The following is a 26,907-nucleotide window of genomic DNA, read 5'->3' on the forward strand; positions in this document are numbered from 1 at the left end:
GGAAAGCCATGTTCGACCATTTCACTCCGGCCATGCTGGACCTCTTTGCCTCCTCGTTGTGGGAGACGCTCATCATGGTGGGCATCTCCGGCATCGTGGGTGGCCTCATCGGTGTGCCGCTGGGCGTGTTCCTGCGCCTCACGGACCACGGCGGCGTGCTGCAGAACGGGCCCGTCAACAAGCTCGTGGGCTGGCTGGTGAACGCCGTGCGCTCCACGCCTTTCATCATCCTGCTGGTGGCCATCATCCCGTTCACGCGCTTCATCACGGGCTCGTCCATCGGTACCGCCGCCGCCGTGGTGCCGCTGACGATTGCCGCCGCGCCGTTTGTGGCCCGCCTGGTCGAGGCCGCCTTGCGCGAGGTGGACCACGGCCTGGTCGAAGCCGCCCAGGCCATGGGCGCCACCACCAGCCAGATCGTGTGGAAGGTGCTGCTGCCCGAGGCGCTGCCCGGCATCGTGGCGGGCCTGACCATCACCTTCGTCAGCCTGACCGGCTACTCGGCCATGGCCGGTGCGATTGGCGGCGGTGGTTTGGGTGACCTGGGCATCCGCTACGGCTACCAGCGCTTCTTGCCCGAGATCATGCTGGCCGTGGTGCTGGTGCTGATCTTCTTTGTGCAGGCCGTGCAGAGCCTGGGCGACTGGGCGGTGCGCAGGTTGAGCCACCGGTGAGTGCTGGATTGGCTGCTTCTTTTGCTATCTATTTGGTAGCTATAAAGGGATGATGGACGCGCGCAGACGGCCATTTTTCTATAAATTCTGGCCCCCGTCTCCGCACCCATAGCTGCCCTCACCTTCACTCCCTCTCCCGCAAGGGGAGAGGGAGCCTGAAAAACCCCTTCAGCCCGGCACCCGGTAGTGGTAGCCATACGCCGTCTTGAACCCCATCGACTGGTACAGCCCCAGCGCTGGCGTGTTCTGCGCGCGCACTTGCAGGTAGGCGCTGGCTGCCCCGGCCTCGGCGGCCCAGTGCAGCAGGGCTGTGACCAGCGCGCGCCCGCGCCCGCCGCCCCGGTGCTCAGGCGCCACGGCCAGGTCGTACAGGCCCACGGCGCCGCGCTCCAGCACTGCCAGCCCAAAGCCCACGGGCTGGCCTTGTGCGTCGTGCTGCAGTGCAAATGCGGCAGGGTGGGCGATGTGGTCCAGCATGCTGTTGTGCAGCGCGCGGTGGTGCGTTGGCACGCTGTTGGCGGCGGCAAAACCCTCCAGCCAGGTGGCAGTGGGCGTGGTGCTGATGTGGGTGCTGCCATCGGGCTTGCCGACCGAACCCAGGGCCAGCGGCCGGTGCAACACCAGTGAGGGGTCGAAGTGCTGGTAACCCGCCTCGGCCAGTTCCAGGTCGGCCTCGGGCGGGGCCAGGGGCGAGATGCGGAATACGGCGGGCAGCCCGTGCCGCGCATACAGCGCTGCTGCCGCTTCGCGCACCCCGTCAAACGGCGCGCCGGGCAACAGCGCGTTGACCGAGTTGGCACGCTTGGTGTAGCCGCCCGACAGCCGAAACACCCAGCCCCGGTGGAACACCGTCTGGTGTGCCGGCCAGGCGTTGAAGGCGCGCTCTTCAAGGGCGCGGATGAGGGCGACGGGAACGGTGGGCTCGATGGTGTTGGGCGTCATGGAAGGTGTTATACCAACCCGCCCCTTGGGCACATAGTCAGTCGTTTCGGTCGGTTCAGTCGGTGGTGATCTTGTGGTCGGCCACCAGCTTGGCAAAGCGTGTGGTGTCGCTGGCTATCTGCTCGGCCATCTGCGCGGGTGTGTTGCCAATGGGCTCGGCGCCAATGTCCTGCATGCGCTTCTTGAAGTCGGGCGACTGGATCACCTTGACCATCTCGGCGTTCAGCCTGGCCACCACATCGGCGGGTGTGCGTGCCGGGGCCAGCACTCCAAACCAGGTGCCGATGTCTAAGCCCGCAAAACCGGCCTCCTGCAGCGTGGGCACATCCGGCAGCGATGAGGACCGCTTGGCCGTGGTCACCGCCAGCGCGCGCAGCTTGCCCGCCTTGATGTGGGGCAGCACGGGCGTGATGGTGTCGAACGACATCGACACCTGCCCGCCCAGCAGGTCGGTGGTCAGCGGGCCGCTGCCCTTGTAGGGCACATGCAGCACAGGCTGGCCGATGGTGGTCGAGAACTGCGTGCCGATCAGGTGCTGCGCCGTGCCCGCGCCGTTGGAGCCATACGAAAACTTGTCGGGCGCGGCCTTGATCAGGGCCACGAGTTCCTTCACATCCTTGGCGGGCGTGATGGCGCTCACGGCCAGCACGTTGGGCACCAGGGCCACGGTGGTGATGGGTGAAAAGCTCTTTTGAAAGTCGTAGCTGAGCTTTTTGTAGACGCTGGTGGCAATGGTGTGGTGCACCGCGCCCATCAGCAGCGTGTAGCCGTCGGGTGCGGCCTTGGCCACGTAGTCGGCGCCAATGGTGGCGCCCGCGCCGCCCCGGTTTTCCACGATCACGGGCTGGCCCAGCGCGGTGCTGAGCTTTTCGCCCAGCGCACGCGCCAGCACGTCGGTGGTGCCGCCCGCTGCAAACGGCACGACGAGGGTGACGGGTTTGCTGGGCCAGGCCTGTGCGTGGACAGTTTTGCCAGGTAGCAGGCAGGCGGCTGCGGCCAGCGCCGCCAGTGCCATCAGGTGTTGACGGCGCAGCGGGTGGGCGATGGCGGTGGGGCCGGGGGTAGGGCGATGCATGGTTTGTCTCCTAAAGGATGGGGGCGGCGGCTGTGTGGCCTTTGCGGCCTTGTGGTGGTGCCCGCCGTGTGGCGTCCAGGCCCGTTCTTGCGGGCGTTGAACGATTGCTTTCAGGCGGCTTTGCGCTCGGTCTCTTTGCCGCTGATCAGCGCGCACACCGCATCGGTCACCTGCGCCGTGGTGGCCGTGCCGCCCAGGTCGCGGGTGTGCAGGGCCGGGTTGGCGGTGACTTGCTCGATGGCCTGCATCACGGCGCGGGCCGCATCCACCTCGCCCAGGTGCTCCAGCAGCATGACCACCGACCAGAAGGTGCCGATGGGGTTGGCCAGGCCCTTACCCATGATGTCGAACGCCGAGCCGTGGATGGGCTCGAACATGCTGGGGTAGCGGCGCTCGGGGTCGATGTTGCCGGTGGGCGCAATGCCCAGGCTGCCCGCCAGTGCGGCGGCCAGGTCGCTGAGGATGTCCGCATGCAGGTTGGTGGCGACGATGGTGTCGAGCGTGGCGGGGCGGTTGACCATGCGGGCCGTGGCGGCGTCCACCAGCTCCTTGTCCCATTTCACATCGGGGAACTCGGCCGCCACCTGCGCGGCAATCTCGTCCCACATCACCATCGCGTGGCGCTGCGCGTTGCTCTTGGTGATGACGGTGAGTTGCTTGCGGGGGCGCGATTGCGCCAGGCGGAAGGCAAAGCGCAGGATGCGCTCCACGCCCACGCGGGTCATGATGGAGACATCGGTGGCCGCCTCGATGGGGTGGCCCTGGTGCACGCGGCCGCCCACGCCCGAGTATTCGCCTTCGGAGTTTTCGCGCACGATGACCCAGTCCAGGTCCTTGGGCGTGCAGCGCTTGAGCGGCGCGTCGATGCCCGGCAGGATGCGCGTGGGCCGCACGTTGGCGTACTGATCGAACCCCTGACAGATCTTGAGGCGCAGGCCCCAGAGCGTGATGTGGTCGGGGATGTCCGGGTCACCCGCCGAGCCAAACAGGATGGCGTCCTTGCCGCGCAAGGCATCCAGCCCGTCGGCCGGCATCATCACGCCGTGCGCGCGGTACCAGTCGCCGCCCCAGTCGAAGTTTTCAAACTCGAATTGCAGGCCGGGGTGGCGGGCGGCCAGGGCTTCCAGCACGCGTTGGCTGGCGGGAATCACTTCCTTGCCGATGCCGTCTCCGGGGATGGTGGCGATTTGATAGGTTGTCATGCAGAGGCCTGGGTGAAAAATGTCTGGAAATGCCCGTGCAGCAAGGCACAGGCGTGAAAGAGAGACACAGGAGAAACCAAACGGTAGAGGGACTGTAGGCCTGGACGCTTTTGCAGAACGCCGCTAAAGTGAATCCATCGTTAACTTGAAGTTAAGGCCGTAGCAGATGAGTTCCACCATCCAGCCCGCAGAACTGGGCTTCTTTTCTGCGCTGGCCGCCAGCCCCAGCCTGAGCGCCGCAGGGCGCGAAATGGGGGTCTCCACGGCGGCGGTCAGCAAGCACCTCACGCAGATGGAAAAGCGCCTGGGTGTGGTGCTGGTCAACCGCACCACGCGCCGCATGAGCCTCACGCCCGAGGGCGAGCTGCTGCTGGAGCACGCGCGCCGCATCCTGCGCGAGATCGATGCGCTCGATGAACTCATCGTGCAGTCCAAGGCCAGCCCCAAGGGCCTGCTGCGCGTGAACGCCACGCTGGGCTTTGGCCGTATGCACATCGCGCCCGTGATTTCGGACTTTGTGCGCCAGTACCCCGATGTGGATGTGCAACTGCAGCTGTCGGTGCACCCGCCGCCGATCACCGACGACGCCTACGATGTGTGCGTGCGTTTTGGCGAACCGCCCGACGGCCGCGTGATTGCCCGCCGCATCGCACCCAACCGGCGCGTGCTGTGCGCTGCGCCCGCCTACCTGGACCGCCATGGCAGGCCCCGGGTGCCGCGCGACCTGATGGAGCACCAGTGCATCGGCATCCGCCAGGGCGACGAGGCCTATGGCCTGTGGCGCCTGACCACCGGGCGCGGCAGCAAGGCGCACACCGAGTCGATCAAGATCACCGGCAACTTGACCACCAACGACGGCGAGATCGCCGTGCTGTGGGCTCTGCAGGGCCACGGCATCGTGATGCGCGCCGAGTGGGACGTGAACCGCCACCTGGCCCAGGGTCTGCTGGAGCCCGTGCTGCCGCACTACCAGACCCCGGCGGCTGACATCTATGCGGTGTACCCGCAGCGGCACCAGTTCTCCACCCGCGTGCAGGCGTTTGTGGGGTTTCTGGCCGAGGCGCTGGCAGCGTCGGGGGCACCGGCCGCTGTGCCCGCCAAGCCGACCAAGCCGGGCAAGCTGGGTAAAAGCGCAATGCAGGTTTCCTGATCTGCGGGGTGGCGCTGGTGTCGCTGTGCGGGTAGGGTGTCGCCATCCGAGTCCGTTTTGCCCGCCTTCTTCCGCTGCCCTGCCCAGACCAGGCTTTTACCCATGAAACCACTTTCGCAGCTTTTTGCCGCGCTGGCATGCGCCCTCACAGCCCTGCCGGTGCTGGCTACCGACTCCACCGCAGCCCAAGACTGGTCTCTGTCGGTCGATGGCGCCTATGTACTTGATGCGCGCGCAGGCCTGGCCTGGCCGCGTTGTGTGGAAGGTATGCAGTGGACGGGCAAGACCTGCACCGGCAAGCCGTTGCTGCTGGACCGTGCTGAAGCCACCACTCTTGCCACCGACCGCTGGAAGGCCGAGGGCGTGGGTTGGCGCCTTCCCCGCGCGGCGGAACTGCAGCGGCTGGTGGACAAGTCGCTGTCTCCCCCGGGCCTCAACCCCATCCTGTTCCCGGCCGCGCCGGGCCAGTGGCACTGGTCATCCACCAGCAACGTGAGTGCGCCCAGCGTCAACCCATACACCTACGGCAACATCGCGCAAGGCCGCGCGGGCGATGGCGTACGGCAGGCTGCCATGATCAACGGCTGGGCCGTGAACCTGTCCACCGGCGAGGCACGGGGCGATGCGGCGCGGGCCAGCAAGCTGCCCGTGCGGCTGGTGCGGCCGCCGCCGGTGGGGGCGGGGAAGTAGCCGCAGACGTCGCACGGAGCAGGTAGCGGCTCAGGCACCTCATGCTGCCACCGTTTCCGCGTCGCCCGCCGCAAACACTTCGCGGGCAGCGGCCAGTCCGTTCAGCGCGGCGGGAAAGCCTGCGTAAACAGCCATCTGCATGAGGACTTCCACTATTTCTTCACGGGTGACGCCCACGTTCAGCGCCGCCTGCAAGTGCACCTTGAGCTGTGGTGTCGCGTTGCCCAGCGCAGTCAAAGCAGCGATCACTGCAATTTCGCGGCTGCGCAGGTCCAGTCCGGGTCGGGAATAGATGTCGCCAAACGGAAACTCGATCAGGTAACGGGCGAAATCCGGGGCAATGTCGGCCAGGCTGGCGACGACGTGCTCACCGGCGTGGCCGTCGATTTCGCGCAGCTTGGCGAGGCCCTGGAGATAACGGGGATTGGTTTCGGGGGACATGGGTGCTTCCTTGGCGGGGTGACGAGGGTGTGTGGCGAAGGGAAGCCTCCAGATCCCGGTAGTGCGCGATCTTGGCTTGCAGCGCCTGTGCGGCTTGCTGCATGGCGGTGATGGTTGCAAGCACCTGAGCAAGGTGATGCTCCAGCAGCTCGCGCCGTTCGGGGGCGGTGGTGTTCCCTTCGCTGCGCAGCCGCGCGAAGGCCTGCATCTGCCCGATGGGCATCTGGGTCTCGCGCAGGCGCAGCAGGAATCCGATCCATTCCATGTCCGAAGCCGCATAGCGGCGCTGGCCACCCGGCGCGCGCGCCACGGGCGCAATCAGCCCGGCGCGCTCGTAGTAGCGCAGCGTGTGCGCGGTCAGGCCCGTGCGTTCGGCGACTTCGGCAATGGTGAGGAGGGATGCCATGGGAACGATTCTGAAAGTTGGAGTGCACTCTAAGTCAAGCACTGAATCGTTCCAACGTGACAAGGGGTCGCAACAGGCCGCTGTCTAACCCTTGTTCGTATCCGCAGCCTCGTGGATCTCTAGCCACCCGCGTGCTTGCAAGCAGTCTCTTCACCGCAGCTGCAACGCCTGCAGCACCAGCGAAAACGCAGGCGATGGCTGGCGCCGACTGGGGTAGTACAGGTGGTAGCCCGCGAACGGTGGGCACCAGTCTTCCAGCACTCGGACCAGGCGTCCGTCTTCGATGTGGGTGGCCAGTTCGTCCTCGGGCAGCAGCGCAATGCCCAGCCCAGCCAACGCTGCATCGACCTGGGGCGGGGCGGTGTTGAAGATCAGCGGGCCATCTACCCGCACGTTGACCTGTTTGCCTTTGCGCGCAAAGTCCCACACGTACAGGCCGCCCGAGGTAGGCATGCGCTGGTTGATGCACCGGTGCGCCGTCAGGTCGTGCGGGGTTTTGGGAATGGGATGGGCGGCAAAGTAGCTGGGCGATGCGACCACGGCCATGCGAAGCGGCGGGCCGATGGGCATGGCAATCATGTCCTTGTCGATGGTGTTGCCCAGGCGCACCCCGGCGTCAAAACGGTCGGCCACTATGTCGCGAAAGCCGTAGTTCATGTCGAACTCCAGCGTGATGTCGGGGTTGTCGTGCAACAGTGGCATGAGCTTGGGCAGCAGCGTGGTGTGCATGACGTGGTCGCCGCAGGTGATGCGCACAGTGCCTGCGGGTTTGTCGCGCAGTGCGGTCAGCGCATCCAGCTCGGCCTCAATCTCGTCAAAGCGGTGACCGATGGCTTGCATCAGGCGTTCGCCCGCTGGTGTGGGCGAGACGCTGCGCGTGGTGCGTGTGAGCAGCCGGATCTGCAGGCGCTCTTCAAGGCCACGGATGGTCTGGCTCAGCGCGGACTGCGTGACGCCCAGAGTGGCTGCGGCCCGGGTGAAGCTGCCCTCGCGCGCCACGGTGACAAAGGCCAGCAGATCGTTCAGGTTGCGTCTCGCCATGTCTGATTCTCTGAATTGATTGGTTAGCCAGCCTTATAAACCCATTCGCCATTCATTATCTAGTCGGCGCAAGCAATGCTGGGCAAACTTCTTGCCATGGCACAACGCATCAGCACCCACCCCTTCCAACGCCGCGCCCTGGCGGGTGTCGTCTTGGCATTCACCCTGGCGGCCGGGGTGATGCCCGCCACCACCTTTGCACAGCAGGGCCCCATGAAAATTCATCTGCATATCGATGGTGCCATTGCCACCGCCACCCTGGACAACAACGCCGCAGCGCGCGATTTTTTGGCCCAGCTGCCGCTGTCGCTGACGTTGCAGAACTACGCGGAGATCGAACGCATCGCCACCCTGCCGCGCAAGCTGTCGGCGGATGGGGCCCCGGCGGGCATCACCCCCAAAACCGGTGACATCAACTACTACGCGCCCTGGGGCAATCTGGCGATTTTTGTGGGCGATGACGCCTATGCACGCGGCCTGGTGCGGCTCGGCAGAGTGGACACGGGCCTGCCCGCGTTCCAGCGCCAGGGGCCTTTGAAGGTGCGTATCGAACGCGCCAGCGATTGACGCGCGGACAAAGCATTGGAGCGTCCAACGAAGGCGCGCCCTCGACCCCCGCCTTCATTTCTCGATTTCTCGTCCTTCCCCAATTTCCTTCCTCCCCAGGAGCATCGAACATGCACAACACACTCTCCACCATCCACGCACAGCACCCAATACCCGGCACAGCCCCCCTCACCTCGGACCGGCGCGACTTCCTCATCCGGGCGGGCTTCGGTGCGGCGGTATGGGGCGGGCTGTCTGCCGCGGGTGGTAGTGCGGTGGCAGCGGGGCCGCAGCCAGCGCCCGGCAAGCTCAGCGGCGCCGACAATTTCTACCAAAGCGACAAGGTGGCCGTGCGCAAGGTGACCTTCAAGAACCAGTACCGCATGGCGGTGGCTGGCAACCTGTTTGTGCCCAAGAACCTGGACCGCAGCAAGAAAAATCCGGCCATTCTGGTGGGCCACCCCATGGGCGCAGTCAAGGAACAAAGCGCCAACCTGTATGCCACCAAGATGGCGGAGCTGGGGTTTGTCGCGCTGTCGCTGGACTTGCCTTTCTGGGGTGAGAGCGAGGGCCAGCCGCGCAACGCGGTGGCGCCAGACATCTATGCCGAGGCTTTCAGCGCAGCGGTGGATTTTCTGGGCACGCAGGCGATGGTGGACCGCGAGCGCATTGGGGCCATTGGCGTGTGCGGCAGCGGCAGCTTTGTCATCAGCGCCGCCAAGATCGACCCGCGCATGAAGGCCATCGCCACCGTCAGCATGTACGACATGGGTGCTGCCAACCGTGATGCGCTGAACCACTCGCAGACTTTGGAGCAGCGCAAGCAGATCATTGCCGCCGCTGCCGAGCAGCGCTACGTGGAATTCACCGGCGGGGCCATCCAGTACACCGGTGGCACGGTGCACGAGCTGACGGCAGACACACACCCCATTCAGCGGGAGTTCTATGACTTCTACCGCACCCCGCGTGGCGAGGTCACACCCAAGGGCGGCTCAGCCAAAACCACCACCCACCCCACGCTGACCAGCAACGTCAAGTTCATGAACTTCTACCCGTTCAATGACATCGAGACAATTTCTCCGCGCCCCATGCTCTTCATCACGGGTGACCAGGCGCATTCCAAGGAGTTCAGCGAAGACGCCTTCAAGCGCGCTGCCGAGCCGAAGGAGCTGCACATCGTCCCCGGTGCTGGCCATGTGGATCTGTATGACCGTGTGAACCTGATCCCATGGGGCAAGTTGACGGCGTTCTTTGGCAAACACCTGGCTTAAGCAATGACCACCCAGGTTTGCGACGCCCCGCCGCACCACACAGGCGGTGAAGACGGGGCGGCGGCGCAGCCCGCGCGCTGGAGCGGCGTTTTGGCGATGACGCTCTGCGTGTTTGCGCTGATCGCGTCGGAGTTCATGCCAGTCAGCCTGCTCACACCCATGGCCGCAGACCTGGGTGTCAGTGAGGGTTGGGCCGGGCAGGGCATTGCGATATCGGGCGCCTTCGCCGTGCTCACCAGCCTGAGCATTGCAGCGCTGGCAGGCAGGATGGACCGCAAGACCCTGCTTCTGGGCCTTACGGCGCTGATGTGCTTATCTGGCGCGGTCATTGCACTGGCACCGAACTACGCGGTGTACATGGTGGGGCGCGCGCTCATTGGGGTGGTGGTGGGAGGCTTTTGGTCGATGTCGGCCGCCACGGCCATGCGGCTGGTGCCCGCGCAGCAGGTGCCACGGGCCCTGGCCATCTTCAATGGTGGCAACGCGCTGGCCACGGTGGTGGCGGCGCCGCTCGGCAGCTATCTGGGGGCCGTGATTGGCTGGCGCGGGGCTTTCTTCTGCCTGGTGCCGGTGGCGGTACTGGCCTTCATCTGGCAGTGGGTGAGCCTGCCGCCGATGCCTGCCGGGCCCCGGCGCTCTGGGGCCTCTGGCCTTGTTTTTAGACTGCTCCGGCGCCGGATGATTGCCGTGGGCATGCTGGCAGTGGGCTGCTTTTTCATGGGACAGTTTGTGCTGTTTACCTACCTGCGTCCATTTCTGGAGACCGTCACGCATGTGGGTGGGTTCACCTTGTCGTTCATCCTGCTGGTGATCGGGGTGGCGGGCTTTGTGGGCACCACGCTCGTCGGCGCGGCGCTGGCCAGAGGCTTTTACCCAACGCTGTTCATGGCACCCGTCTTGATGGCGCTCATCGCCATCGCGCTGATCTGTTTGGGTGACCAGCTCACCGCTGTCACTGCCTTGCTGGGTGTGTGGGGCCTGGTGGCTACGGCCGCGCCGGTGGGCTGGTGGACATGGGTCGCCCGGTCGATGCCGAGAGACGCAGAAGCCGGAGGCGGCCTCATGGTGGCGGTGGTCCAACTGGCTATCGGCCTGGGCTCCACGGTGGGGGGCCTGCTGTTTGACCGCAGCGGATACCAGAGCACCTTTGTCGTCAGCGCTGTTTTGTTGGTGGTGGCCGCGTTGCTGGTCTTGCTGACCTGGCGCTCTGGCAGGTCCGAGGGCCGTGCTTTTGTCGGTAGTTGAAGGTTGAAGGAGATGGGGTGAACGCGTGCATTGCGCGCCAGCAAACTGACGGCGATGTGGGGTGCAAAACCGAGGGGACAGCAAAACCCGGCGTCCTGGTGAAAAATGGCGCGGCAGGTGGAGAGGCTGTGACCTGCTGGCACCCCAGCCTCCCCCCACGTCGCGCCGCTTCATGTGCGCGGCTCCATTTCCATCATCCCACTGCGAGTCTTCCATGAACCCATCCATCCCTACCACCGCGCTGCAGCTGCGCTCGCTTGTACAAGCCAATGGCACCTTGCAGATTAGCCTGGAGCCGACACCCGTGCCCACGCCAGGGCCTGACGAAGTGTTGATTCAGGTACAGGCCACGCCCATCAACCCATCGGACATTGGCCTGCTGCTGGGCCCGGCTGATCTGTCCACCGTGCAGGTCGCGGGCACGGCCGAGCGGCCGGTGGCCACGGCTCGCATCCCCGAGCGCGCCATGCCCGGCATGGCGGCACGCCTGGGCCAGAGCATGCCCGTGGGCAACGAGGGCGCCGGTCTGGTGGTGGCTGCGGGTGCATCGCCCGCTGCGCAGGCGCTGCTGGGCCGCACGGTGGCAGTGATTGGTGGCGCCATGTATTCGCAGTACCGCGCCATGCCTGCAGCGCAGTGTCTGCCGCTGCCGCCCGGCACCACGGCGGCTGAGGGCGCGTCGTGTTTTGTCAACCCGCTGACTGCGCTGAGCATGGTCGAAACCATGAAGCGCGAAGGCCACACCGCGCTGGTGCACACCGCTGCGGCCAGCAACCTGGGCCAGATGCTGCTCAAGATTTGCCAGAAGGATGGTGTCGGCCTGGTCAACATCGTGCGCAAGCCCGAGCAAGCGGAACTGTTGCGCGAACTGGGTGCCCAGTACGTGTGCGACAGCAGTGCGCCCGATTTCATGGCCGAGCTGACCGACGCGCTGGCCGCCACTGGCGCCACCATTGCGTTTGATGCCACGGGCGGCGGCACGCTGGCGGGGCAGATCCTGCAGTGCATGGAGGCGGCCATCAACCGCAAGGCCAAGGAATACAGCCGCTACGGCTCGGCCGTGCACAAGCAGGTGTATCTGTACGGCCACCTGGACACGCGCCCCACCGAGATCCAGCGTACCTTTGGCATGGCCTGGGGCGTGGGCGGGTGGCTGCTGTTTCCGTTTCTGCAGAAGATTGGCGAAGAAGCAACGCAGGCGCTGCGCCAGCGCGTGGCGGCCGAGCTGAAGACCACGTTCGCCAGCCACTACGCGCGCACCGTGTCGCTGGCAGGCGCGCTGAGTGCCGTGTCCATTGCGTTCTACGGCCCGCGCAATACTGGGGCCAAGGTATTGATCGACCCGTCGCTGTAAGCGACGTTGCAGGGGCGCTTCCGGTGCCTTGAGGGACGGTCCATTACCGCAGGCGCCAGGCAAGCCCGGTAAGTGCCATGTAGCCAGCCGACGCCGCGTGCGCCAACAAAAAGGGCTCCCAAAGGGAGCCCGATCTGCCTGCCCGCCCCTGCGGTTCAGTTAACACTCCCCATGGCAGCGCCACCCGCAAATGCAAAGTGCCACCACCATGGGAAGTCCCGCAACTGCTTCAACCAATCTCAAGCAGTTGGTCTGCCAATTACATGGCGCTGAATTCGCCGTGGGGGATCTGGCCGGTGCGCAGGGCTTCTGCTGCCTGGGCACGCACGGCAGCGCGGTCAGCAGTAGAGGTGTAGGTCACCACACGCGAACCAGCAGGTTCCTGGCTGCGGGTCTGGGCGACGGTTGCGGCTTCAGCGGCCACTTCAGCGCGGGTGCGGTTCGTTTCGAACTTCAGGGCGAATTGCGAGCTGTCGGCTTCGTCAGCCTGGGCGCCAAAAGAAGCGAAAGCGGCAACAGCAGCGACGGAGAGGAAACGGGCGGTCTTGTTCATGATGAAAATCCTTGAAGGTTAAAAAGCGTCTCAAAAAAGCCGGGTCAAAAACCATTCCTGAACCGGGTTCGGTGAGTCGCCTTGCGGGTTCGGCTCATCGATGGGATGAACTGTACGCCGATGGTGTTCACGGAAAAACTACCTGGTCGCGAACTAACTGTTCCAGTATTGAGAACAATCCTTCCATCATCCCGCGCTCCCGGGTGATCTTTCAGGGCTCGAATTCTGCTGGAAAAAACTGTATATTCATACAGCATCAAACCACAGGAGTAGCAGTGCCATGCAAGTCATCGAATCCACTTTCGTCGTCAATCTCCGCGACTATCCCGAGGAGCTTCCGCCCAAAGAGCGCATTGCCGCAGAAACCCGGTACGCCAGGGCCCTGGAAAAGCAGCTTGGCGGCCCTGAACAGGTAGCAGCTGCGCTGGACACCATGCAGAGCCTGGAGGAGTCGCCCCCCGAGGTGGTGTCCCCTGGCGATCTCACTTTGCTCAAGGCCTGGGGCAAGGCCAGCGTGGCAGCCCGGCAGGCCGGGTTCCGGGATTTGGGGGAAGGAGAGGGCGCGTACTTTGAAGTAAGGCTGGTCTGAGAGGCTGAGAGTCCTTCATCCATGCCCGCCTTGCACGCCAATACGCCCCAGCTCGTCGTTACAAATGCTCGCCATAGCCTGAGCTATGGCTGTGCTTTGCGCCTAGATCCGAGGCGTATTTGCGCGCCTTTCGGGCCCGGCTAAAAAACTCTCAGCCTCTGAGCCTGAAAGCCCGCAGCACGCAGTGGGGCTGACCGAGCCGTCGTGCAGGCGCGTGCTGGGTGTGAGGGCCGGGTCACCCCGGTGCTTGCACACCCGCCGTGTGGGCAGATACTGTGTGTACATTGCATTGCCTGCACCATCAACGCCGGAGACACAACACCATGACCCTGCCGCTTCACCCCCTGGACCCTGACCTGTTTGCCCGCGCATTGCCGCTGCTGGACGAAGAGTGGCTGACCCGCGACCCCGAACTGGCGCCCGTGTTGCCCACGGTGCTCGCGCGCAATGTGGGGCAGGACTGGCACAAGGCGGGTACGTTTCGCCACCACCTGGTGGGCGTGACGCGCACCCTGACCGTGTGGCAGCAGCCGCGTGACGTGCGCCTGCTGGGCCTGCTGCACAGCGTGTATGGCAATGCGTTTGTGGACCTGGTGAAGTTCGACCCCGCCAAGGAGCGCGCCCGGGTGCGCGAGATTGCGGGCGAGTCGGCCGAGCACCTGGTCTACCTGTTCTGCACCCAGTCGCGCACGCAGTTTGTGCAAAAGGTGCTGGCCCATGCGCTGGAGGCGGACGGCAGCCTGGTGTTACAAAAAGACGGGCAGGACCATGTGCTCACGCCCTACGAGGTGGCGGCCTTCATCATCGTGAGCATGGCCGACACCATCGAGCAGTGGTTCAGCTGGCAGGACGACATCTTTTCGCGCTTTCCGGACGTGCAACACCGTCACCAGAAGGCGCACTGGGCCGCATCGCTCTGGCCCGGGCCCATGCGGCCGTCGGGGCGCATGGTGCACCAGATCAATGGCCTGGCCAAGGCGCTGCAGCACCCGGGGCTGAAGGATGTGCTGCCCATGCCGCCCGTGTTTGCGCACTGCTCGCAGCACCTGTCTGCGGCCAACGAGGCGGCAGCCACGTCGCTGTACTGGTCCGTCATCCAGCAAGACCAGCCGCTGGTGGATCTGGACGTGGCCACCGGCGTGCTGGAAAGCGCCGTGCGCCACAACCCCTGGGTGGGCGAGCCGCAGATGGTGCTGGCCCAGCTGTATCTGTCCGCTGGCCGCAAGGACGACGCCAAGGCCGCTGCCGAAAGCGCGCTGCACCTGTTCAGCGCCTGGGGCAATGCGTGGGACAAGCGCGTGCAGTGGGACGCCTGGGTGGCCTGGACGCGCATCCTGCTGCAGGGTGCCACGGTGGAGGGCACCTGGCCCGAGCGGCTGGACAAGCTGAACAACGTGGCGCTCAGAGTGTGACCCCCTGAGGCGCTGCGCGCCTTCCCCCAAAGGGGGACGCCACCAGCGCACGCAAGCGAAGCGCCGCATGCGCGGCTTGGCGGCCCTTGCGCGGTGGCCGCAGAGGGAGCGCGCGCCTTTTCAAAGTGCAGGGTGCATGTTTTATATGCGATTGGGTTGTAATGAAATGAGAACTTAGTTGTTCCAGTTTTAACGGGAAAACCCTAGGATGCGTTCCATCTCTTTACGAAAGGTTTTCCCCGTGAACAACAACAAGCGCCTTCTCCTGCAATCCGCCCTGGCTCTGGCCGCTGCTGCCGCTTTCTCGTCCGGCGCCATGGCCCAGGACAAGCCCATCAAGGTGGGCGTGACCGGCGGCCCCCACGCGCAGATCTTCGAGCAGGTGAAGAAGGTCGCCGAGAAGGACGGCCTGAAGATCCAGATCGTCGAGTTCAGCGACTACGTGCAGCCCAACGCCGCGCTGGCTGCGGGCGATCTTGATGCCAACAGCTACCAGCACAAGCCTTACCTCGATGCGCAGGTGGCAGACCGTGGCTACAAGCTGGTGTCGGTGGGCTACACCGTCAACTTCCCCATCGGCCTGTATTCCAAAAAGGTCAAGAAGCTCGAAGACCTGAAGGAAGGCGCCAAGTTCGGCATCCCCAACGATCCCACCAACGGTGGCCGCGTGCTGCTGGTGCTGCAGGACAAGGGCCTGATCAAGCTGCGTGACGGCGCGGGCCTGAAGGCCACGCCGCTGGACGTGGTGAGCAACCCCAAGAAGCTCAAGTTCGTGGAACTCGACGCTGCCCAGCTGCCGCGCTCGCTGGACGACCTGGACGCCTCGGCCATCAACACCAACTTTGCGCTGTCGGCTGGCCTGAACCCTGGCAAGGACGCGATTGCACAAGAAAACGCCAAGAGCCCCTACGTCAACCTGATCGCCGTGCGCGAAGCCGACAAGGACAAGCCCTGGGTGGCCAAGCTGGTGAAGGCCTACCACTCGGAAGAAGTGAAGAAGTTCATCCAGACCGAGTTCAAGGGCTCGGTGCTGCCAGGGTTTTAAGGCTTCACGCTGAGCGCACCCTGTAATGGGTGGGCGCTGCGGTGCCCTGGTTTGACTTGCTCCCGCGAGGGGAGCGGGCGCCCATCAGCGCTGTCGAAGAACGGCAAATATTCAGATTCCATTGGCATCCAGCGCTTGTCCAGCAGGCGCTGGATGCTATTTTTTTGGTAGCTATTGGCCGGCCCAGTGCCCCGGCTGCTTTGAGGGGAAACAGGCGGGCCACGCTTGCGTCCACAATGGGAGGGTTAACGTTCTGTAGCAATTACGCCCCGCACACCCCTTCCACCACGGCCCCCCACCCATGTCCTTCGCGGAACGAATCCTCTCAGCGGTCTGGTTGAGCGCAGCCACGCTGTTGTTCGCCGCGTCGCTGTGGGTGCCGGACGTCAGCGTGCGGGTGTTTCTGGACAACGCCTCGTGGACGCTGGCGTTTGGGCTGTCGGCCTTCTGGGCCTGGCGCGGCTGGGTGCAGGCGCCGCCTACCGACCGCGCGCTGCACGCCGGTCTGCTGGCCTTTGCCCTGCTGGTGGCTGTGGGGCAGATGGTGTGGAACGTGCAGGTGGCGCTGGACTGGAACCCGTTCCCCGCGCCTGCCGACCTGTTCTTTTTGGCAGGGGGCCCGCTGTGGGCGGCCACCGTCATCCGCGCCACGTTTGCCCGCCTCTCGCGTGACCGCGCCTACCCGGCGGCGCTGGACTTTGGCGGTGCCGTGCTGGCGCTGCTGGCCTTCACCCTGGTGATCTATCTGCCCTCGGGCGGGGTGGGGTCGGCGGCGGTGGGTACGGTTCTGGTGCTGTACCCGGCAGGGTTCCTCACGGCGGCGGGAGTCACGGCGCTGGCCATTCCTACCGTGGGGGTGCGGGTGGCGCGCTCGCACCTGCTGGTCTTGATGGGCCTGTTGGGCTATGGCCTGAGCTGGATGCAGTGGAACCTGATGGTGATCAGCAGCACGGTGGAGCCGGGTGTCTGGTTCAACGCCAGCTTCAGCCTCTCGGCGCTCGCCCTGGGTTGGGGCGCGCGCTGGCTGCGCTTTGAGATGTCGGTGGATGCCGACTACCGCCGCCAGTGTGACCGGGCCATGAACTATGTGCCGCTGGTGTCGATGACGCTGGCGGCCATCACCCTGGTGCTGCTGTTTGTCGCGCCCGACGGGCGTGCCGGGGTGCAGGCGCTCATCTTGGTGTGCTGCCTGCTGGTGCTGCTGCTGGCCGCACTGCGCCAGACCATTGTGGTCAGCCTGCTCAACCGCCTTCGCACGGCCGAGGCCGCCGTGCTGCGCAACGAAGAGCAGCTGTACCGGGTGGCGCACTTTGACGCGCTCACCGGCCTGCCCAACCGCCGCTACTTTGAAGATGCGCTGGAGCGCGCCGTGGCCGAGGCCGCGCGCGACACGCAGGGCACCAACCGCCGTGTGGCGCTGCTGCTGATCGACCTGGACCACTTCAAGAGCGTGAACGAAACCTACGGCCACCGCGTGGGCGATGCGCTGCTGAGTGAGGTGGCCCAGCGTATCACCCAGCTGCTGGCGGGGCAGGGCCTAGTGTCGCGGCTGGCCAATGACCAGTTCACCGTGATGCTGCTGCGCCCCGCCTCGCGCACCGAGCTGGCGCAACTGGCCGCATCGCTGGTTGAAGGGCTGGGGAGACCCTGGGAGCTGTCGGAGGTGGGGGCGCAGTACATGGGTGCCAGCCTGGGCATCAGCCTGTACCCGGACGACTCTGCCAACAGTGTGGAGCTGGTGCGCCACGCGCATTCGGCGCTGCACGCCACCAAAAGCGCAGGGCGCGGCTCGTACCGTTTCTACATCGAGGAGTTCACGCAGATCACGCGCAGTCGGCTGGAGCTGCGCCGCCGCCTGCACAGCGCGCTGCAGGGTGGCGAGTTCACGCTGGTGTACCAGCCCCAGCTCAACCAGCAGCGCCATACGGTGGGCGCCGAGGCGCTGCTGCGCTGGTCGGTAGACGGCAAGGCGGTGCAGCCGGACGAGTTCATTCCGCTGGCCGAGGAGAGTGGGCTCATCGTGCCGATGGGCCTGTGGGTGTTCGACACCGCCTGCCGCCAGGTGGCGCAGTGGCGCGCCGAGGGCTGGCAGGTGCCGGTGGTGTCGGTCAATGTCTCCACCATCCAGCTACGCGAACCAGGGTTCACCAAGACCTTGCTGGGCGTCACCGAGCGCGCGGGGGTGGAGCCTGCGGACCTGGTGCTGGAGATCACCGAGTCGCAGTTGCTGGACGAATCGCTCTACGCCATTGCGCTCGACCTGAAAAACGCGGGTTTTGCGCTGTCGATCGACGACTTTGGCACCGGGCACTCGTCGCTCATCAAGCTCAAGCGCCTGCCAGTGGGTGAGCTGAAGATCGACAAGGTGTTTGTGCGCGACATCGTGGTGGATGTGAACGACCGCGAGATCTGCGCCACCATCAATGCGCTGGCCCGCACGCTGGGCCTTTCGGTGGTGGCAGAAGGGGTGGAGACCGAGGAGCAGCTGCAGCTTTTGATCAAGATGGGCTGCGAGCGTTTTCAGGGCTGGCTGTTTGCCCCGGCGCTGCCGCCGGAGCAACTGGCCCGGCAGTGGCTGCAGCGGCAGTCGACAAGCCACACAATCGTTTGAATGCGGATTTGCTATTTAATTTATAGCTATTAGCGCTTATTTAATAAGCGCTGGAGTCACTTTTCAGCATAAAAACAAAACCCGGCAGGGAGCCGGGTTTGTCAATGTTGGCGAGGCCTGGTGTCCTGAGCTGGAAGTTCGTTGATGAAATGAATTTCCAACTCAGGACACTAGGGATCCTCTGCACGAATCGAGCGGTAAGTGTGCGCTGCGGATCGGGAGGGGCTGCCAGGCGCAAAACGCGGCAATAGCTGTAGCTATTGCGAGGTTTTGCAACACCGCAGACCACCCGAGTCCGCAGATGCACACGGTGCGGTGATTCGTGCAGAGCGTCCCCAGGGCCCTGCAGTTTCCGTTCAGGCCGCTTGCGCTACGCTGGCCTGGTTGGCTGCGGCGCCGGTGTGGTTGGTGATTTCCACTTCGGCGGAAGCCAGGGCTGCGGCCTTGGCATCAGGGCCCATGGCCACGCCTTCAGCGCGCACAAACCGCACGTCGGTGATGCCGAAGAAGCCGAACACCACCTTCAAGTAGCTTTCCTGGTGCTCCATGGCCTGGCCGCCTTCGCTGGTGGAATACACGCCACCCCGGGTGGAGGCCACGATCACAGTCTTGCCTTTGGCCAGGCCTTCGGGCCCGTTGGCGGTGTACTGGAACGTGCGGCCGGGTTGGGCAAGCCGGTCGATCCAAGCCTTGAGCTGGGTGGGAATGCTGAAGTTGTACAGCGGTGCGCCAATCACCACCACGTCGGCTGCCAGAAACTGGCTGACCAGTTGCTCGGACACCGCGTTCTCGCGCTTTTGCGCTTCGCTCAAGCCTTCGGTCTGGCCAGTGCGCGGAGTCATTGCGTCCATGGTGAAGTGTGCGGGAGTGTTGGCTACCAGATCGAGGTAGGTCACCTCGGTGGCTGGATGGCTGGCTTTGTAGGCGGCCACGATCTGTGCCGTGAGCTGTCGCGAAACGGAGTTGGCACCGGTGATGGCGGAATCGACGTGAAGCAGTTGCATGAAAAACTCCTTGGGGTTCTGTGGATGGAGCCACAGCGTGTGGCCATGGGATGAATTGTGGTTGTTCATCCGTTTGTTGATAAGGTGGTTAATTTGAGATAGATTGTTCCATCCATCGAATGAATCGCGCGTGGCTACAACCCGCACTTCCACCATGCAAGACCTCAATGACATGCTGTATTTCGCCGAAGTGGTGGAGCGCGGTGGCTTTGCCGCTGCGGGCCGCGCCCTCGGCATCCCCAAGTCGCGCCTGTCGCGGCGCGTGTCCGACCTGGAGGCGCAGCTGGGTGTGCGTCTGCTGCAACGCACCACCCGCAAGCTGTCGCTGACCGAAGTGGGCGAGGCCTACTTGCGCCATTGCCAGGCCATGCGCGAGTCGGCCCAGGCTGCGGCCGACACTGTGGCCCAGGTGCAGACCACACCGCGCGGCACCATCCGCGTGAGTTGCCCGGTGACGCTGGCGCAGACCGTGGTGGCCGAGCTGATGCCCCGGTTTCTCGCCCAGTACCCCGAGGTGCGTATCGACATGCTGGTGAGCAACCGCGCGGTGAACCTGGTCGAGGAGGGCATCGACGTGGCGCTGCGCGTGCGCCCCTCGGTGGACGACAGCGGCAGCATGGTCGTCAAGCGGCTGGACCACACCACGCAGATCCTGGTGGCCAGCCCCGAGCTGCTGATCCGCCAGGGCACGCCAAAGACGCTGGACGATCTGGCCAAGCTTGACAGCATTGCCATGTCGGCACCCGAGGGCCGGTCCATCTGGAATCTCATCGGCCCTGGCGGCGTGCACCAGATGGTGCAGCACACGCCGCGCTATGTGGCCGATGACCTGCTCACGCTCAAATACGCCGCCGTGGCGGGCACCGGCGTGTGCTGGATGCCCGACTACATGTGCCAGGAAGAAATGCGAGAGCGTAAGCTGGTGCGGGTGCTGCCTGACTGGGCGCCCGCGCCCGCCATCGTGCATGCGGTGTTCCCCTCGCGCAGGGGGCTGTCGCCCGCCGTGCGGCGGTTTCTGGACTACCTGGGCGAGGCCATGCCCGGGCGCAGCAGCCTGAGCACGCGGCAGGCCCTGCAGGGGCTCGACGGCGCGAATATCTGAGTTGCTCAGCGCAAAGGCTGCGCTTGTGCACGGGTTCAATGGGCGGCACGCTTTTTGGCCCCACAATGCAACGAATTGCAACTGTGCGGGCTGCCCCCGTCCCTGTGTTCAGCACACGCGGCGGCCCGGGGATTTTTTGTGACTGCTCCACACCCCATCGACCAAGACATCCGGCAGGCCCGTGTGCACCCCGCCGTGCGGGCCATCGTGGTCCCGCCGTGCCCCGAATCGTTGCTGCGCCTGCAGCAGATCATGGCGGAGCCCGAGCTGGACTCGGCGGCCCTGGAACAATTGGCGTCCTCAGACGTCGCCCTGGCCGCTGCCGTCATGCGGCTGGCCAACAGCCCGCTGTATGGCCTGGCCCAGCCGGTGCAGACCGTGGGCATGGCGCTCACGGTGTTGGGGCTGCAGCCAGCGGTGCAGTTGCTATCGGCCTTCATCACGCGCAACGCGCTGCAGGTGCGGTCGCCGCTGCTGGAGCATTTCTGGGAAAGCTCGCAGCGCCGCGCCATCGCCTGCGAACACATCGGCCACCAGCTCTACAGCTTTGACCCGGGCCTGGGCTACAGCTTCGGTCTGTTCTGCCATGTGGGCATGCCGGTGTTGGTGAAGGCGGTGCGCGGCTATGCTGGCACCGTGACCGAGGCCCTGGCGCGCAAGGACCGCACCTTCACCCAGACCGAAAACGCCAGCCACCGCACCGACCACGCCGTGATGGGCGCCATCGTCGCGCGCACCTGGCACCTGCCAGGCGACGTAGCGCAAGCCATCTGGCTGCACCACGACTTTGCCTGCCTCGATGACGAGCGGTTTGACCCTACCGTACGCCACCTGGTGGCCCTGGGCCTGCTGGCCGAGTTTCTGGTCAACCAGCATGACAACCTGCCGCCCACGCGCGAATGGCAGCAGCATGGGCAGGCCTGCATGGACCACCTACACGTAACGCAGGACGAGCTGGACCACTGGATCGACGCGCTGCATCCGGCGTTTGAGGCCGTGCGGTTCTGATGCCGATGCGCGGCTGATCAATCAGAAGACCGTTCGGGCTGAGTCCATCTCCGCCGCCCTCAGCGCACCGCCTCCAGCAACTCGGCCAGGCGCGTATGCCCCCGCTGCGCAGCCCACTGCGCCGCATTCAGGCCCTCGCGGTCCACCAGCCGGGGGTTGGCGCCCAGGGCCAGGAGCTTCTGGGCGGTGGCGGTGTGGCCGTTCATCGCTGCCAGCATCAAGGCGGTTCTGCCCTCGTTGTCGCGGGCGTCCACAGGCGTTCCCTGGCGGACGAGGCTTTCTATCTGCTGGGGGTTGCCCGCACGGGCAGCGTCCCACACGTGGCCTGGCAACGATGCCCCGAGGCGTTTTTGCATGGAGGCGGTGGCTGCTCCGTTGCTGTCGCGGGCCACAGAGTCGGCCAGCGGGCTGCGGGCGGCCGGGGCTGCAGCAGCGGCCGCTGCCTGGGGCTCGGGCGCGGCTGGTGGGGGGGGCTGTTTTGTGGGAGCTGTTGCCGCGTGCTCGCGGCTCTCGGCGTTGGGGGCGGCGACCGGGGAGGGAGATGCGGGGAACCCAGACATGGCTCCGGCTGCGCGGGGGGCGTGCAGGGTTTCAGTTTCTGCGGCTGCTGTGGAGGCAGACGCGGGGGCGGGGGCCACAGCCGTGGCAGGTGCTGGAGTCGGTGCCGGGGTTGGTGCTGGCGCGGTCTTGGCTAAGGGCTGCGCGGGGGTCGGTGCGTGCGCAGGCGAAGGTGCCGTGGTGGACTTGGGGGCCACGGCCCCGGTGGCCGGGCTGGTGGTATTGCGGGCGCGCTCCTGCTCCTGTGCGCTGTCGGGGGGGGCTGGCAATGCGGCCGACGGAGGCGGGGGGAGGGCCTCTGGCAGGGGCTTGGGTGCGGGGGCGGCCGAGGGCGCGGGGGCTGGGGCGGTTTGGGCTGCAGGTGCGGGCGCCTCGGCCCGGCGGTGGCTGAATGCGGTGTCCCGCTCCTCGGGCGTGCCGCGTTCGAACTGCAGCATCAGCAAACCGGTCAGGCCCACCACGGCCACGGTGGCCAGGGCCGAGATCTTCCAGCGTGCCTGGTTGGCGGCGGGGGCTTCAGGCGTTGGAGCGGGGCCTCCAGTGTGGGCGGCCGCCACCATCTGTGCATGCGCGCGCACGGCCTCGCGCACATGCGCGCCGGGGCGGGCGCCTTCCTGCGCGCTGGCTTCGTGGTAGCGCCGGACCAGCTCGTCGTCCTGCAGGTTCATACAAACTCCTTGAGGTGCTGGCGCAGGCTGGCCCGCGCGTAGCGCAGGCGGCTCTTGGCGGTTTCGAAATTCACGCCGGTGGCCTCGGCAATCTCCTGCACGCCCAGGTCGCCTTCGGCCTGCAGCAGGAAGGCCTCGCGCTGCTCCAGCGGCAACTGTTCCACCGCCGCAATCAGCGCGGCCGCTTGTTCGCGCGACTGTAGTTGCCGCACGGGCCCAAAGCCCGAGTCGGCCACCAGTGTGTCGGCCAGCCTGCGCGCATCGTCGTCGCTCGCATCCAGGCTGGTGTGGTGCCTGGCGGTGCGCAGGTGGTCCACCAGCCGGTGGTGCGCCAGGGTGAACAGCCAGGTGCGGAACTTGGCTTTCACCTCGTAGCGGGCAGCATTGCGCGCCACGGCAAACCACACGTCCTGCAGCAGGTCATCGGCCACGGCCTGCACCTTGACGCTGCGAAACACAAACCGCCACACCGCCAGTTCGTGCCGCCCATACAGTACATCGAACGCGCCCAGTTCTCCTGCGGCGTAGCGCAACATCAGCGCTTCGTCGGAGTCCTCCATGGTGGCGGGGAATGGGGTGGATGGCACCCGCGCATTATGGGAGGGACTCATGCGCTCGCGGGCAGATCCGCTGGGGTTGCATTCAGGGCCTACCTCGGATCTGGTACGTAAAACACGTTGTCCGATTGAGGCACGGGTTGCGGTACCGGCGGGTGCGCACGCCGCTTTCGGATCACGCCTTTTGCAAGCAGGTTTTTGCGGCTGTCGTAACGGATGCTGATGACCTCTTCGAGGAGGTGCGACACAACCGGGGTCTGGCGCTGCCCGTGCGGGGCTTCCTCGCTCAGACGGTCTTCGTTGCTAACTTTGTTGCGGCGTTGGCCGGACGGTTCAGGCCTCACCTGTGCAACGGGGTCGATGATCCGCTGGCGGAACAATGCAATCTGGATCAGGCCCACCTTGGTTGAGCGCGCAGTGAGGTCAGCGTGGGAGTTTGCAACGTTTGCGAAGTCGAAGTGAGGCAATGTGCCGCTGGATTTGTACCAGCCGGCAATTCGATCGCGCGCATGGGGCAAGAACACATAGCCGCTCCGTCTCCACCCGTCGTTCTGACCGGTGAACTCATCGGTCTGACCGGTGAGTACGTCGACGCCATCCACCATTAGCACGACATTCACCCTATCGCCGCTGTGATTGTGCAATGTGACCGCATACTGGGCCCCAGGTCGGCCAGCGACCCAGTATTGGCCCTTGGCGTAGTACATCGGCAGCCTGGCGCCTGTATTGGGGTTGACGATAGTGACTTGGGCCAGGCGGCCGATGGCCTGGGCGTGCAAGCTGGTCAGCGCGAGCAGTACGGCCAGCGCGGTGACGGTGGTATGGATGAGGGCAGGGAGTGTGGGGGAACCGGTTTTCATAGCGGCCCTTTGACGATGTTATTGGTGCTGAGTGAAACGAGCGGAATGACTGGGTCGGATCAGGGGCAGTCGGCCGCCGCGCACTGTGCGAGGCGCCCGTTCACCTGCGCGCGGGACGGCTGCGCATGGCCGGTCCGCTATCCCGGGCCCAGTCAATTCGGGTCCGGCACATAGGACAGGTTGTCCGATTGCGGGAATGCCCGGGGCACCGGCATGCGCGCCGGCCGTTCGCGGATGATGCCGCTGGCCACCAGGTTCTCGCGGCTGTCGTAGCGGATGCTGATGATTTCATTGGGCTGCTCCTGCAGGCGCGTGAAGCTGGTGTGGGTGACGACCGAGGTCTCACGCTGGCCGTGCGCCGTGCCCAGCTTGGCCGACGGCATGGGGGCGGCCTTGGCCACACTGTCGGCAGATTGCGAGCGGGCAGAGGATTCGGCCGATGGGTCAGGGGCCGCCGGTGCAGCGGCAGCGGGTGACGCGGGTTCCTCCCGCAGGCGCCCGAGGCCGTGGCCGTTGTCACGGCGCTGGCGGTAGGGCTCGGGGGTGATGGCGGGGGCAGGCTGGGGCACCGGCGGCTGTTCGCGAAACAGCGCCACGCCAATCACGCCCACATGCGCCGGGCGGCCCGTGCGGGCGGCATACGAGTTGGCAATGTGGGAAAACTCGAAGGTCGCCACCTGGCTGTCGCTCTTGCGCCAGCCGGTGATCTGGTAACGCTCATAAGGAGAGAACACATAGCCGCGCTGGTCCCAGGCCGCAGTCTCGCCGCTGAGCACATTCACGCCGTCCACCGAAGGCACGGCCAGCACCCGCTCTCCCAGCCGGTTGCGCACCGTGATGGCATACCGCGCCCCGGGCCGCCCTGCCACCCAGTATTCGCCCCGGGCGTAGTGCACCGGCAGCGTGGCGCCGGTGTCACGGTCCACGATGGTGACATCAGCCAGGCGGCCAATGGCCTGGGCAGGAAGGTGGGCCAGGCCCAGCAATGCCGTCAGGGCGGCGAGGGCGGGCAGGGTGAGCGAACGGGGTTTCATAGCAGCTCCATCAAAAAAATGTGGTGGTGCTGTATGAAACGAATGGGGTGGGTCAATGGGGTTGAGAGGTGCCGAAAAAAATCAAAAATAGTTTTCAGTACCGCATCGCACCCAAGCTTGCGGGCCTACCGTTCGCACTGCGGTCTCAGTGAGCGAAGCGTCGCACGCTGGTGGTGGGCAGGGCATTGCCCCGGTGACTCGCTGTGGCGCGTGTGCCCATGCCTGCTGCAGCGCTGCCGCTGACCTGGAACACGGCCACCAGCTCTGCCAGGCGCTGGGCCTGCTGGCGCAGGTTCTCTGCGGCAGCGGTGCTTTCACCCACCAGCGCGCCGTTTTGCTGCGTCATCTGGTCCAGCTGGGTCACGGCCACGTTGACCTGCGAGATGCCGTCGCTCTGCTCGGCAGCGGCGGTGCTGATCTCGCCGATGATGCCGTTCACGCGCTGCACGCCTTGCACGATCTCGTTCATGGTGTCACCGGCATTGGCCACGAGCTGGGTGCCCGAGTCCACTTTTTCGACGCTGGACTGGATCAGCGCCTTGATCTCCTTGGCGGCCTCGGCGCTGCGCTGTGCCAGGCTGCGCACCTCGGTGGCCACCACCGCAAAGCCGCGCCCCTGCTCGCCCGCGCGCGCTGCTTCCACGGCAGCGTTCAGCGCCAGGATGTTGGTCTGGAACGCAATGCCGTCGATCACGCCGATGATGTCGGCGATCTTCTGGCTGCTGTGGTGGATGTCCTGCATGGTGCTCACCACCTGCTGCATCACCTCGCCGCCCTTGGTGGCGGTGCTGGCGGCGGTGGTGGCCAGTTGGTTGGCCTGGCGGGCCGAGTCGGCGCTCTGGCGCACGGTGGCGGTCAGCTCTTCCATGCTGGCGGCGGTTTGCTCCAGGCTGCTGGCGGCTTGTTCGGTGCGGTGGCCCAGGTTCTGGTTGCCACTGCTGATGTCGTCGCTGGTGGTGCGCAGCTGCGCAATGTTGTCGCGCACGGCCGAGACCAGTTCATGAAAGCGCTGCTGCATGTCGCGCACTGCCACCATCACACTGCTGGTGTCGCCCGCTTTCACCTTCACCGGGGTGGTGAGGTTGCCCTGCTGGATGGCTTGCACCACCGCGCGCACTTCGCTGGGCTCGGCGCCCAGTTCGCGGCCAATGCTGCGCGATACCAGCACCGTCACCGCCACACTGATCAGCACGGCCAGCAAGGTGATGGACAACATCACGCCGGTGAACTGGCTCGCGTCCTGGTTGGCCGTCTGGCTGTTCTTGATGATGCGGCCTTCCTCGTAGTCGATGAGCTTGTTGGCTGCCGCAAGCCATTGCTCGTACTGCGGTTTCGCCTCGGCCCAGAGCAGGGCTTCGGCGCCTGCGCGGTCACCGGCCTGCATCAGGGCGACTACCTTGCTGGTGGTGGCCACCGTGCGCGTTTCGATGTCCTTGAGGGATTGCACCATGGGGGCTACTTCGGGCGGTATCTGCGTGGCTGCTTTCAGGACGGCATCGAGTTGCGTGGCGGACTGCGCATAGAAGTCCGCCAGCCGTGCGATGGATTCGATTTCTTTCTTGCGTGCGTCTTCGTTGGGTGCCAGTACCACGTCGCGCACCGCGATGGAGCGGTCGTGCGCTGAGCCCCGGAAGTTGATGGCAGCGCGCTGGATGACGGCGTTTTGGGTGGCATTGGCGGTCAGGGCGCTGTCGATGCCCCGTGCAATGAGCACGCTGTAGACCGACATGCCGAGCAGGGCCACGATGACCAGGCCGAAGCCCGCCATGAGACGCTGGCTGATTTTCCATGTGTGCATTGAAAGGTGCCTCTTGAAGTGAAGATGACTAAGAACAAAACCGGGGACAAGGTGCCAATGCAAACCACCCG

The 26,907-nt window shown here is 65.4% G+C and carries 26 protein-coding genes; 13 read left to right on the forward strand and 13 right to left on the reverse strand.

Annotation, left to right across the window (positions count from 1 at the left end):
* Nucleotides 1-8 precede the first annotated feature (8 nt).
* Nucleotides 9-674 (forward strand): methionine ABC transporter permease, encoded by a 666-nt coding sequence (locus ACT89O_RS11570; RefSeq protein ID WP_055397552.1) that lies wholly within the window; start codon nucleotides 9-11, stop codon nucleotides 672-674.
* A 168-nt stretch (nucleotides 675-842) separates the two neighbouring features.
* Here the strand turns inward: ACT89O_RS11570 and ACT89O_RS11575 are convergent, their stop codons facing one another.
* The 3 genes from ACT89O_RS11575 to ACT89O_RS11585 all read right to left on the reverse strand — a co-directional run bounded on the left by ACT89O_RS11575 (nucleotide 843) and on the right by ACT89O_RS11585 (nucleotide 3,893).
* Nucleotides 843-1,616, reverse strand: a complete 774-nt coding sequence (locus ACT89O_RS11575; RefSeq protein ID WP_487262715.1) for a GNAT family N-acetyltransferase — start codon at nucleotides 1,614-1,616, stop codon at nucleotides 843-845.
* Nucleotides 1,617-1,671: 55 nt separating this feature from the next.
* A complete protein-coding gene (locus tag ACT89O_RS11580) occupies nucleotides 1,672-2,631 on the reverse strand; it encodes a Bug family tripartite tricarboxylate transporter substrate binding protein (protein WP_487262851.1) in 960 nt (319 codons plus the stop codon).
* A gap of 170 nt (nucleotides 2,632-2,801) precedes the next feature.
* A complete protein-coding gene (locus tag ACT89O_RS11585; RefSeq protein WP_487262716.1) occupies nucleotides 2,802-3,893 on the reverse strand; it encodes a tartrate dehydrogenase in 1,092 nt (363 codons plus the stop codon).
* A 166-nt stretch (nucleotides 3,894-4,059) separates the two neighbouring features.
* Here ACT89O_RS11585 and ACT89O_RS11590 point away from each other — a divergent pair, with 166 nt between their 5' ends.
* Complete coding sequence (locus ACT89O_RS11590) at nucleotides 4,060-5,043, forward strand: LysR family transcriptional regulator (RefSeq protein ID WP_487262717.1); 984 nt, start codon at nucleotides 4,060-4,062, stop codon at nucleotides 5,041-5,043.
* Between the two features lie 102 nt (nucleotides 5,044-5,145).
* Nucleotides 5,146-5,733: an Lcl C-terminal domain-containing protein gene (locus ACT89O_RS11595; protein ID WP_487262718.1), complete on the forward strand. Its 588-nt coding sequence runs from the start codon at nucleotides 5,146-5,148 to the stop codon at nucleotides 5,731-5,733.
* A gap of 39 nt (nucleotides 5,734-5,772) precedes the next feature.
* Here ACT89O_RS11595 and ACT89O_RS11600 read toward each other — a convergent pair whose 3' ends face one another.
* The 3 genes from ACT89O_RS11600 to ACT89O_RS11610 form a co-directional block, all read right to left on the reverse strand.
* Complete coding sequence (locus ACT89O_RS11600) at nucleotides 5,773-6,174, reverse strand: carboxymuconolactone decarboxylase family protein (protein ID WP_121506623.1); 402 nt, start codon at nucleotides 6,172-6,174, stop codon at nucleotides 5,773-5,775.
* The gene (locus ACT89O_RS11605; RefSeq protein ID WP_055397539.1) at nucleotides 6,101-6,580 is read right to left on the reverse strand and encodes a MerR family transcriptional regulator; all 480 of its coding nucleotides are present in this window, start codon (nucleotides 6,578-6,580) and stop codon (nucleotides 6,101-6,103) included. Before ACT89O_RS11605 ends, ACT89O_RS11600 begins: the two co-directional genes overlap by 74 nt.
* A gap of 150 nt (nucleotides 6,581-6,730) precedes the next feature.
* Nucleotides 6,731-7,621, reverse strand: a complete 891-nt coding sequence (locus ACT89O_RS11610; RefSeq protein ID WP_121419893.1) for a LysR family transcriptional regulator — start codon at nucleotides 7,619-7,621, stop codon at nucleotides 6,731-6,733.
* A 96-nt stretch (nucleotides 7,622-7,717) separates the two neighbouring features.
* Between ACT89O_RS11610 and ACT89O_RS11615 the strand changes: the two genes are divergently transcribed.
* From ACT89O_RS11615 to ACT89O_RS11630, 4 genes are all read left to right on the forward strand, one after another.
* Nucleotides 7,718-8,188, forward strand: coding sequence for a cyclophilin-like fold protein (locus tag ACT89O_RS11615; protein ID WP_487262719.1), 471 nt, complete (start codon nucleotides 7,718-7,720; stop codon nucleotides 8,186-8,188).
* A 110-nt stretch (nucleotides 8,189-8,298) separates the two neighbouring features.
* Nucleotides 8,299-9,438 carry an alpha/beta hydrolase gene (locus ACT89O_RS11620; RefSeq protein WP_487262720.1) on the forward strand — a complete coding sequence of 380 codons (1,140 nt, stop codon included), beginning with the start codon at nucleotides 8,299-8,301 and terminating at the stop codon, nucleotides 9,436-9,438.
* Nucleotides 9,439-9,441: 3 nt separating this feature from the next.
* Nucleotides 9,442-10,683, forward strand: coding sequence for an MFS transporter (locus ACT89O_RS11625; RefSeq protein WP_487262721.1), 1,242 nt, complete (start codon nucleotides 9,442-9,444; stop codon nucleotides 10,681-10,683).
* Between the two features lie 214 nt (nucleotides 10,684-10,897).
* A complete protein-coding gene (locus tag ACT89O_RS11630; RefSeq protein WP_487262722.1) occupies nucleotides 10,898-12,037 on the forward strand; it encodes a zinc-binding dehydrogenase in 1,140 nt (379 codons plus the stop codon).
* 259 nt (nucleotides 12,038-12,296) lie between these two features.
* Here ACT89O_RS11630 and ACT89O_RS11635 read toward each other — a convergent pair whose 3' ends face one another.
* Nucleotides 12,297-12,590 carry a hypothetical protein gene (locus ACT89O_RS11635; protein ID WP_055397528.1) on the reverse strand — a complete coding sequence of 98 codons (294 nt, stop codon included), beginning with the start codon at nucleotides 12,588-12,590 and terminating at the stop codon, nucleotides 12,297-12,299.
* 280 nt (nucleotides 12,591-12,870) lie between these two features.
* Here ACT89O_RS11635 and ACT89O_RS11640 point away from each other — a divergent pair, with 280 nt between their 5' ends.
* From ACT89O_RS11640 to ACT89O_RS11655, 4 genes are all read left to right on the forward strand, one after another.
* On the forward strand, nucleotides 12,871-13,179 hold the full coding sequence (locus tag ACT89O_RS11640; RefSeq protein WP_055397526.1) for a hypothetical protein: 309 nt from the start codon (nucleotides 12,871-12,873) through the stop codon (nucleotides 13,177-13,179).
* 323 nt (nucleotides 13,180-13,502) lie between these two features.
* The gene (locus tag ACT89O_RS11645; RefSeq protein ID WP_487262723.1) at nucleotides 13,503-14,591 is read left to right on the forward strand and encodes a DUF6817 domain-containing protein; all 1,089 of its coding nucleotides are present in this window, start codon (nucleotides 13,503-13,505) and stop codon (nucleotides 14,589-14,591) included.
* A 208-nt stretch (nucleotides 14,592-14,799) separates the two neighbouring features.
* Nucleotides 14,800-15,636 (forward strand): MetQ/NlpA family ABC transporter substrate-binding protein, encoded by an 837-nt coding sequence (locus tag ACT89O_RS11650; protein WP_487262724.1) that lies wholly within the window; start codon nucleotides 14,800-14,802, stop codon nucleotides 15,634-15,636.
* 301 nt (nucleotides 15,637-15,937) lie between these two features.
* Nucleotides 15,938-18,247 (forward strand): putative bifunctional diguanylate cyclase/phosphodiesterase, encoded by a 2,310-nt coding sequence (locus ACT89O_RS11655; RefSeq protein ID WP_121419900.1) that lies wholly within the window; start codon nucleotides 15,938-15,940, stop codon nucleotides 18,245-18,247.
* Between the two features lie 356 nt (nucleotides 18,248-18,603).
* On the opposite strand, the gene ACT89O_RS11660 is transcribed toward ACT89O_RS11655, so the two are convergent.
* Nucleotides 18,604-19,251, reverse strand: coding sequence for an FMN-dependent NADH-azoreductase (locus tag ACT89O_RS11660; RefSeq protein ID WP_121419901.1), 648 nt, complete (start codon nucleotides 19,249-19,251; stop codon nucleotides 18,604-18,606).
* A gap of 154 nt (nucleotides 19,252-19,405) precedes the next feature.
* Here ACT89O_RS11660 and ACT89O_RS11665 point away from each other — a divergent pair, with 154 nt between their 5' ends.
* Complete coding sequence (locus ACT89O_RS11665; protein ID WP_055397516.1) at nucleotides 19,406-20,353, forward strand: LysR family transcriptional regulator; 948 nt, start codon at nucleotides 19,406-19,408, stop codon at nucleotides 20,351-20,353.
* A 138-nt stretch (nucleotides 20,354-20,491) separates the two neighbouring features.
* Complete coding sequence (locus ACT89O_RS11670; RefSeq protein WP_055397514.1) at nucleotides 20,492-21,361, forward strand: HDOD domain-containing protein; 870 nt, start codon at nucleotides 20,492-20,494, stop codon at nucleotides 21,359-21,361.
* Between the two features lie 59 nt (nucleotides 21,362-21,420).
* On the opposite strand, the gene ACT89O_RS11675 is transcribed toward ACT89O_RS11670, so the two are convergent.
* From ACT89O_RS11675 to ACT89O_RS11695, 5 genes are all read right to left on the reverse strand, one after another.
* Nucleotides 21,421-22,587, reverse strand: a complete 1,167-nt coding sequence (locus ACT89O_RS11675; RefSeq protein WP_487262725.1) for an ankyrin repeat domain-containing protein — start codon at nucleotides 22,585-22,587, stop codon at nucleotides 21,421-21,423.
* On the reverse strand, nucleotides 22,584-23,147 hold the full coding sequence (locus tag ACT89O_RS11680) for a sigma-70 family RNA polymerase sigma factor (RefSeq protein WP_218299675.1): 564 nt from the start codon (nucleotides 23,145-23,147) through the stop codon (nucleotides 22,584-22,586). The genes ACT89O_RS11675 and ACT89O_RS11680 overlap by 4 nt, the downstream gene beginning before the upstream one ends.
* Before the next feature lie 89 nt (nucleotides 23,148-23,236).
* Nucleotides 23,237-24,004: a hypothetical protein gene (locus ACT89O_RS11685; RefSeq protein ID WP_487262726.1), complete on the reverse strand. Its 768-nt coding sequence runs from the start codon at nucleotides 24,002-24,004 to the stop codon at nucleotides 23,237-23,239.
* A 152-nt stretch (nucleotides 24,005-24,156) separates the two neighbouring features.
* The gene (locus tag ACT89O_RS11690) at nucleotides 24,157-25,038 is read right to left on the reverse strand and encodes a hypothetical protein (protein ID WP_487262727.1); all 882 of its coding nucleotides are present in this window, start codon (nucleotides 25,036-25,038) and stop codon (nucleotides 24,157-24,159) included.
* A 145-nt stretch (nucleotides 25,039-25,183) separates the two neighbouring features.
* Nucleotides 25,184-26,836, reverse strand: coding sequence for a methyl-accepting chemotaxis protein (locus tag ACT89O_RS11695; protein WP_487262728.1), 1,653 nt, complete (start codon nucleotides 26,834-26,836; stop codon nucleotides 25,184-25,186).
* Nucleotides 26,837-26,907 lie beyond the last annotated feature (71 nt).

This window comes from Acidovorax sp. NN32 (assembly GCF_057597245.1).

Bases quoted from the DNA above. Each gene is read 5' to 3' on its own strand.
- ACT89O_RS11680 (WP_218299675.1), bottom strand. From the start codon at position 23,147: ATGGAGGACTCCGACGAAGCGCTGATGTTGCGCTACGCCGCAGGAGAA.
- ACT89O_RS11590 (WP_487262717.1), top strand. From the start codon at position 4,060: ATGAGTTCCACCATCCAGCCCGCAGAACTGGGCTTCTTTTCTGCGCTG.
- ACT89O_RS11620 (WP_487262720.1), top strand. From the start codon at position 8,299: ATGCACAACACACTCTCCACCATCCACGCACAGCACCCAATACCCGGC.
- ACT89O_RS11635 (WP_055397528.1), bottom strand. From the start codon at position 12,590: ATGAACAAGACCGCCCGTTTCCTCTCCGTCGCTGCTGTTGCCGCTTTC.
- ACT89O_RS11675 (WP_487262725.1), bottom strand. From the start codon at position 22,587: ATGAACCTGCAGGACGACGAGCTGGTCCGGCGCTACCACGAAGCCAGC.
- ACT89O_RS11690 (WP_487262727.1), bottom strand. From the start codon at position 25,038: ATGAAACCCCGTTCGCTCACCCTGCCCGCCCTCGCCGCCCTGACGGCA.
- ACT89O_RS11585 (WP_487262716.1), bottom strand. From the start codon at position 3,893: ATGACAACCTATCAAATCGCCACCATCCCCGGAGACGGCATCGGCAAG.
- ACT89O_RS11685 (WP_487262726.1), bottom strand. From the start codon at position 24,004: ATGAAAACCGGTTCCCCCACACTCCCTGCCCTCATCCATACCACCGTC.
- ACT89O_RS11575 (WP_487262715.1), bottom strand. From the start codon at position 1,616: ATGACGCCCAACACCATCGAGCCCACCGTTCCCGTCGCCCTCATCCGC.
- ACT89O_RS11655 (WP_121419900.1), top strand. From the start codon at position 15,938: ATGTCCTTCGCGGAACGAATCCTCTCAGCGGTCTGGTTGAGCGCAGCC.
- ACT89O_RS11625 (WP_487262721.1), top strand. From the start codon at position 9,442: ATGACCACCCAGGTTTGCGACGCCCCGCCGCACCACACAGGCGGTGAA.
- ACT89O_RS11695 (WP_487262728.1), bottom strand. From the start codon at position 26,836: ATGCACACATGGAAAATCAGCCAGCGTCTCATGGCGGGCTTCGGCCTG.
- ACT89O_RS11595 (WP_487262718.1), top strand. From the start codon at position 5,146: ATGAAACCACTTTCGCAGCTTTTTGCCGCGCTGGCATGCGCCCTCACA.
- ACT89O_RS11650 (WP_487262724.1), top strand. From the start codon at position 14,800: ATGCGTTCCATCTCTTTACGAAAGGTTTTCCCCGTGAACAACAACAAG.
- ACT89O_RS11570 (WP_055397552.1), top strand. From the start codon at position 9: ATGTTCGACCATTTCACTCCGGCCATGCTGGACCTCTTTGCCTCCTCG.
- ACT89O_RS11610 (WP_121419893.1), bottom strand. From the start codon at position 7,621: ATGGCGAGACGCAACCTGAACGATCTGCTGGCCTTTGTCACCGTGGCG.
- ACT89O_RS11640 (WP_055397526.1), top strand. From the start codon at position 12,871: ATGCAAGTCATCGAATCCACTTTCGTCGTCAATCTCCGCGACTATCCC.
- ACT89O_RS11665 (WP_055397516.1), top strand. From the start codon at position 19,406: ATGCAAGACCTCAATGACATGCTGTATTTCGCCGAAGTGGTGGAGCGC.
- ACT89O_RS11660 (WP_121419901.1), bottom strand. From the start codon at position 19,251: ATGCAACTGCTTCACGTCGATTCCGCCATCACCGGTGCCAACTCCGTT.
- ACT89O_RS11645 (WP_487262723.1), top strand. From the start codon at position 13,503: ATGACCCTGCCGCTTCACCCCCTGGACCCTGACCTGTTTGCCCGCGCA.
- ACT89O_RS11580 (WP_487262851.1), bottom strand. From the start codon at position 2,631: ATGGCACTGGCGGCGCTGGCCGCAGCCGCCTGCCTGCTACCTGGCAAA.
- ACT89O_RS11630 (WP_487262722.1), top strand. From the start codon at position 10,898: ATGAACCCATCCATCCCTACCACCGCGCTGCAGCTGCGCTCGCTTGTA.
- ACT89O_RS11615 (WP_487262719.1), top strand. From the start codon at position 7,718: ATGGCACAACGCATCAGCACCCACCCCTTCCAACGCCGCGCCCTGGCG.
- ACT89O_RS11605 (WP_055397539.1), bottom strand. From the start codon at position 6,580: ATGGCATCCCTCCTCACCATTGCCGAAGTCGCCGAACGCACGGGCCTG.
- ACT89O_RS11600 (WP_121506623.1), bottom strand. From the start codon at position 6,174: ATGTCCCCCGAAACCAATCCCCGTTATCTCCAGGGCCTCGCCAAGCTG.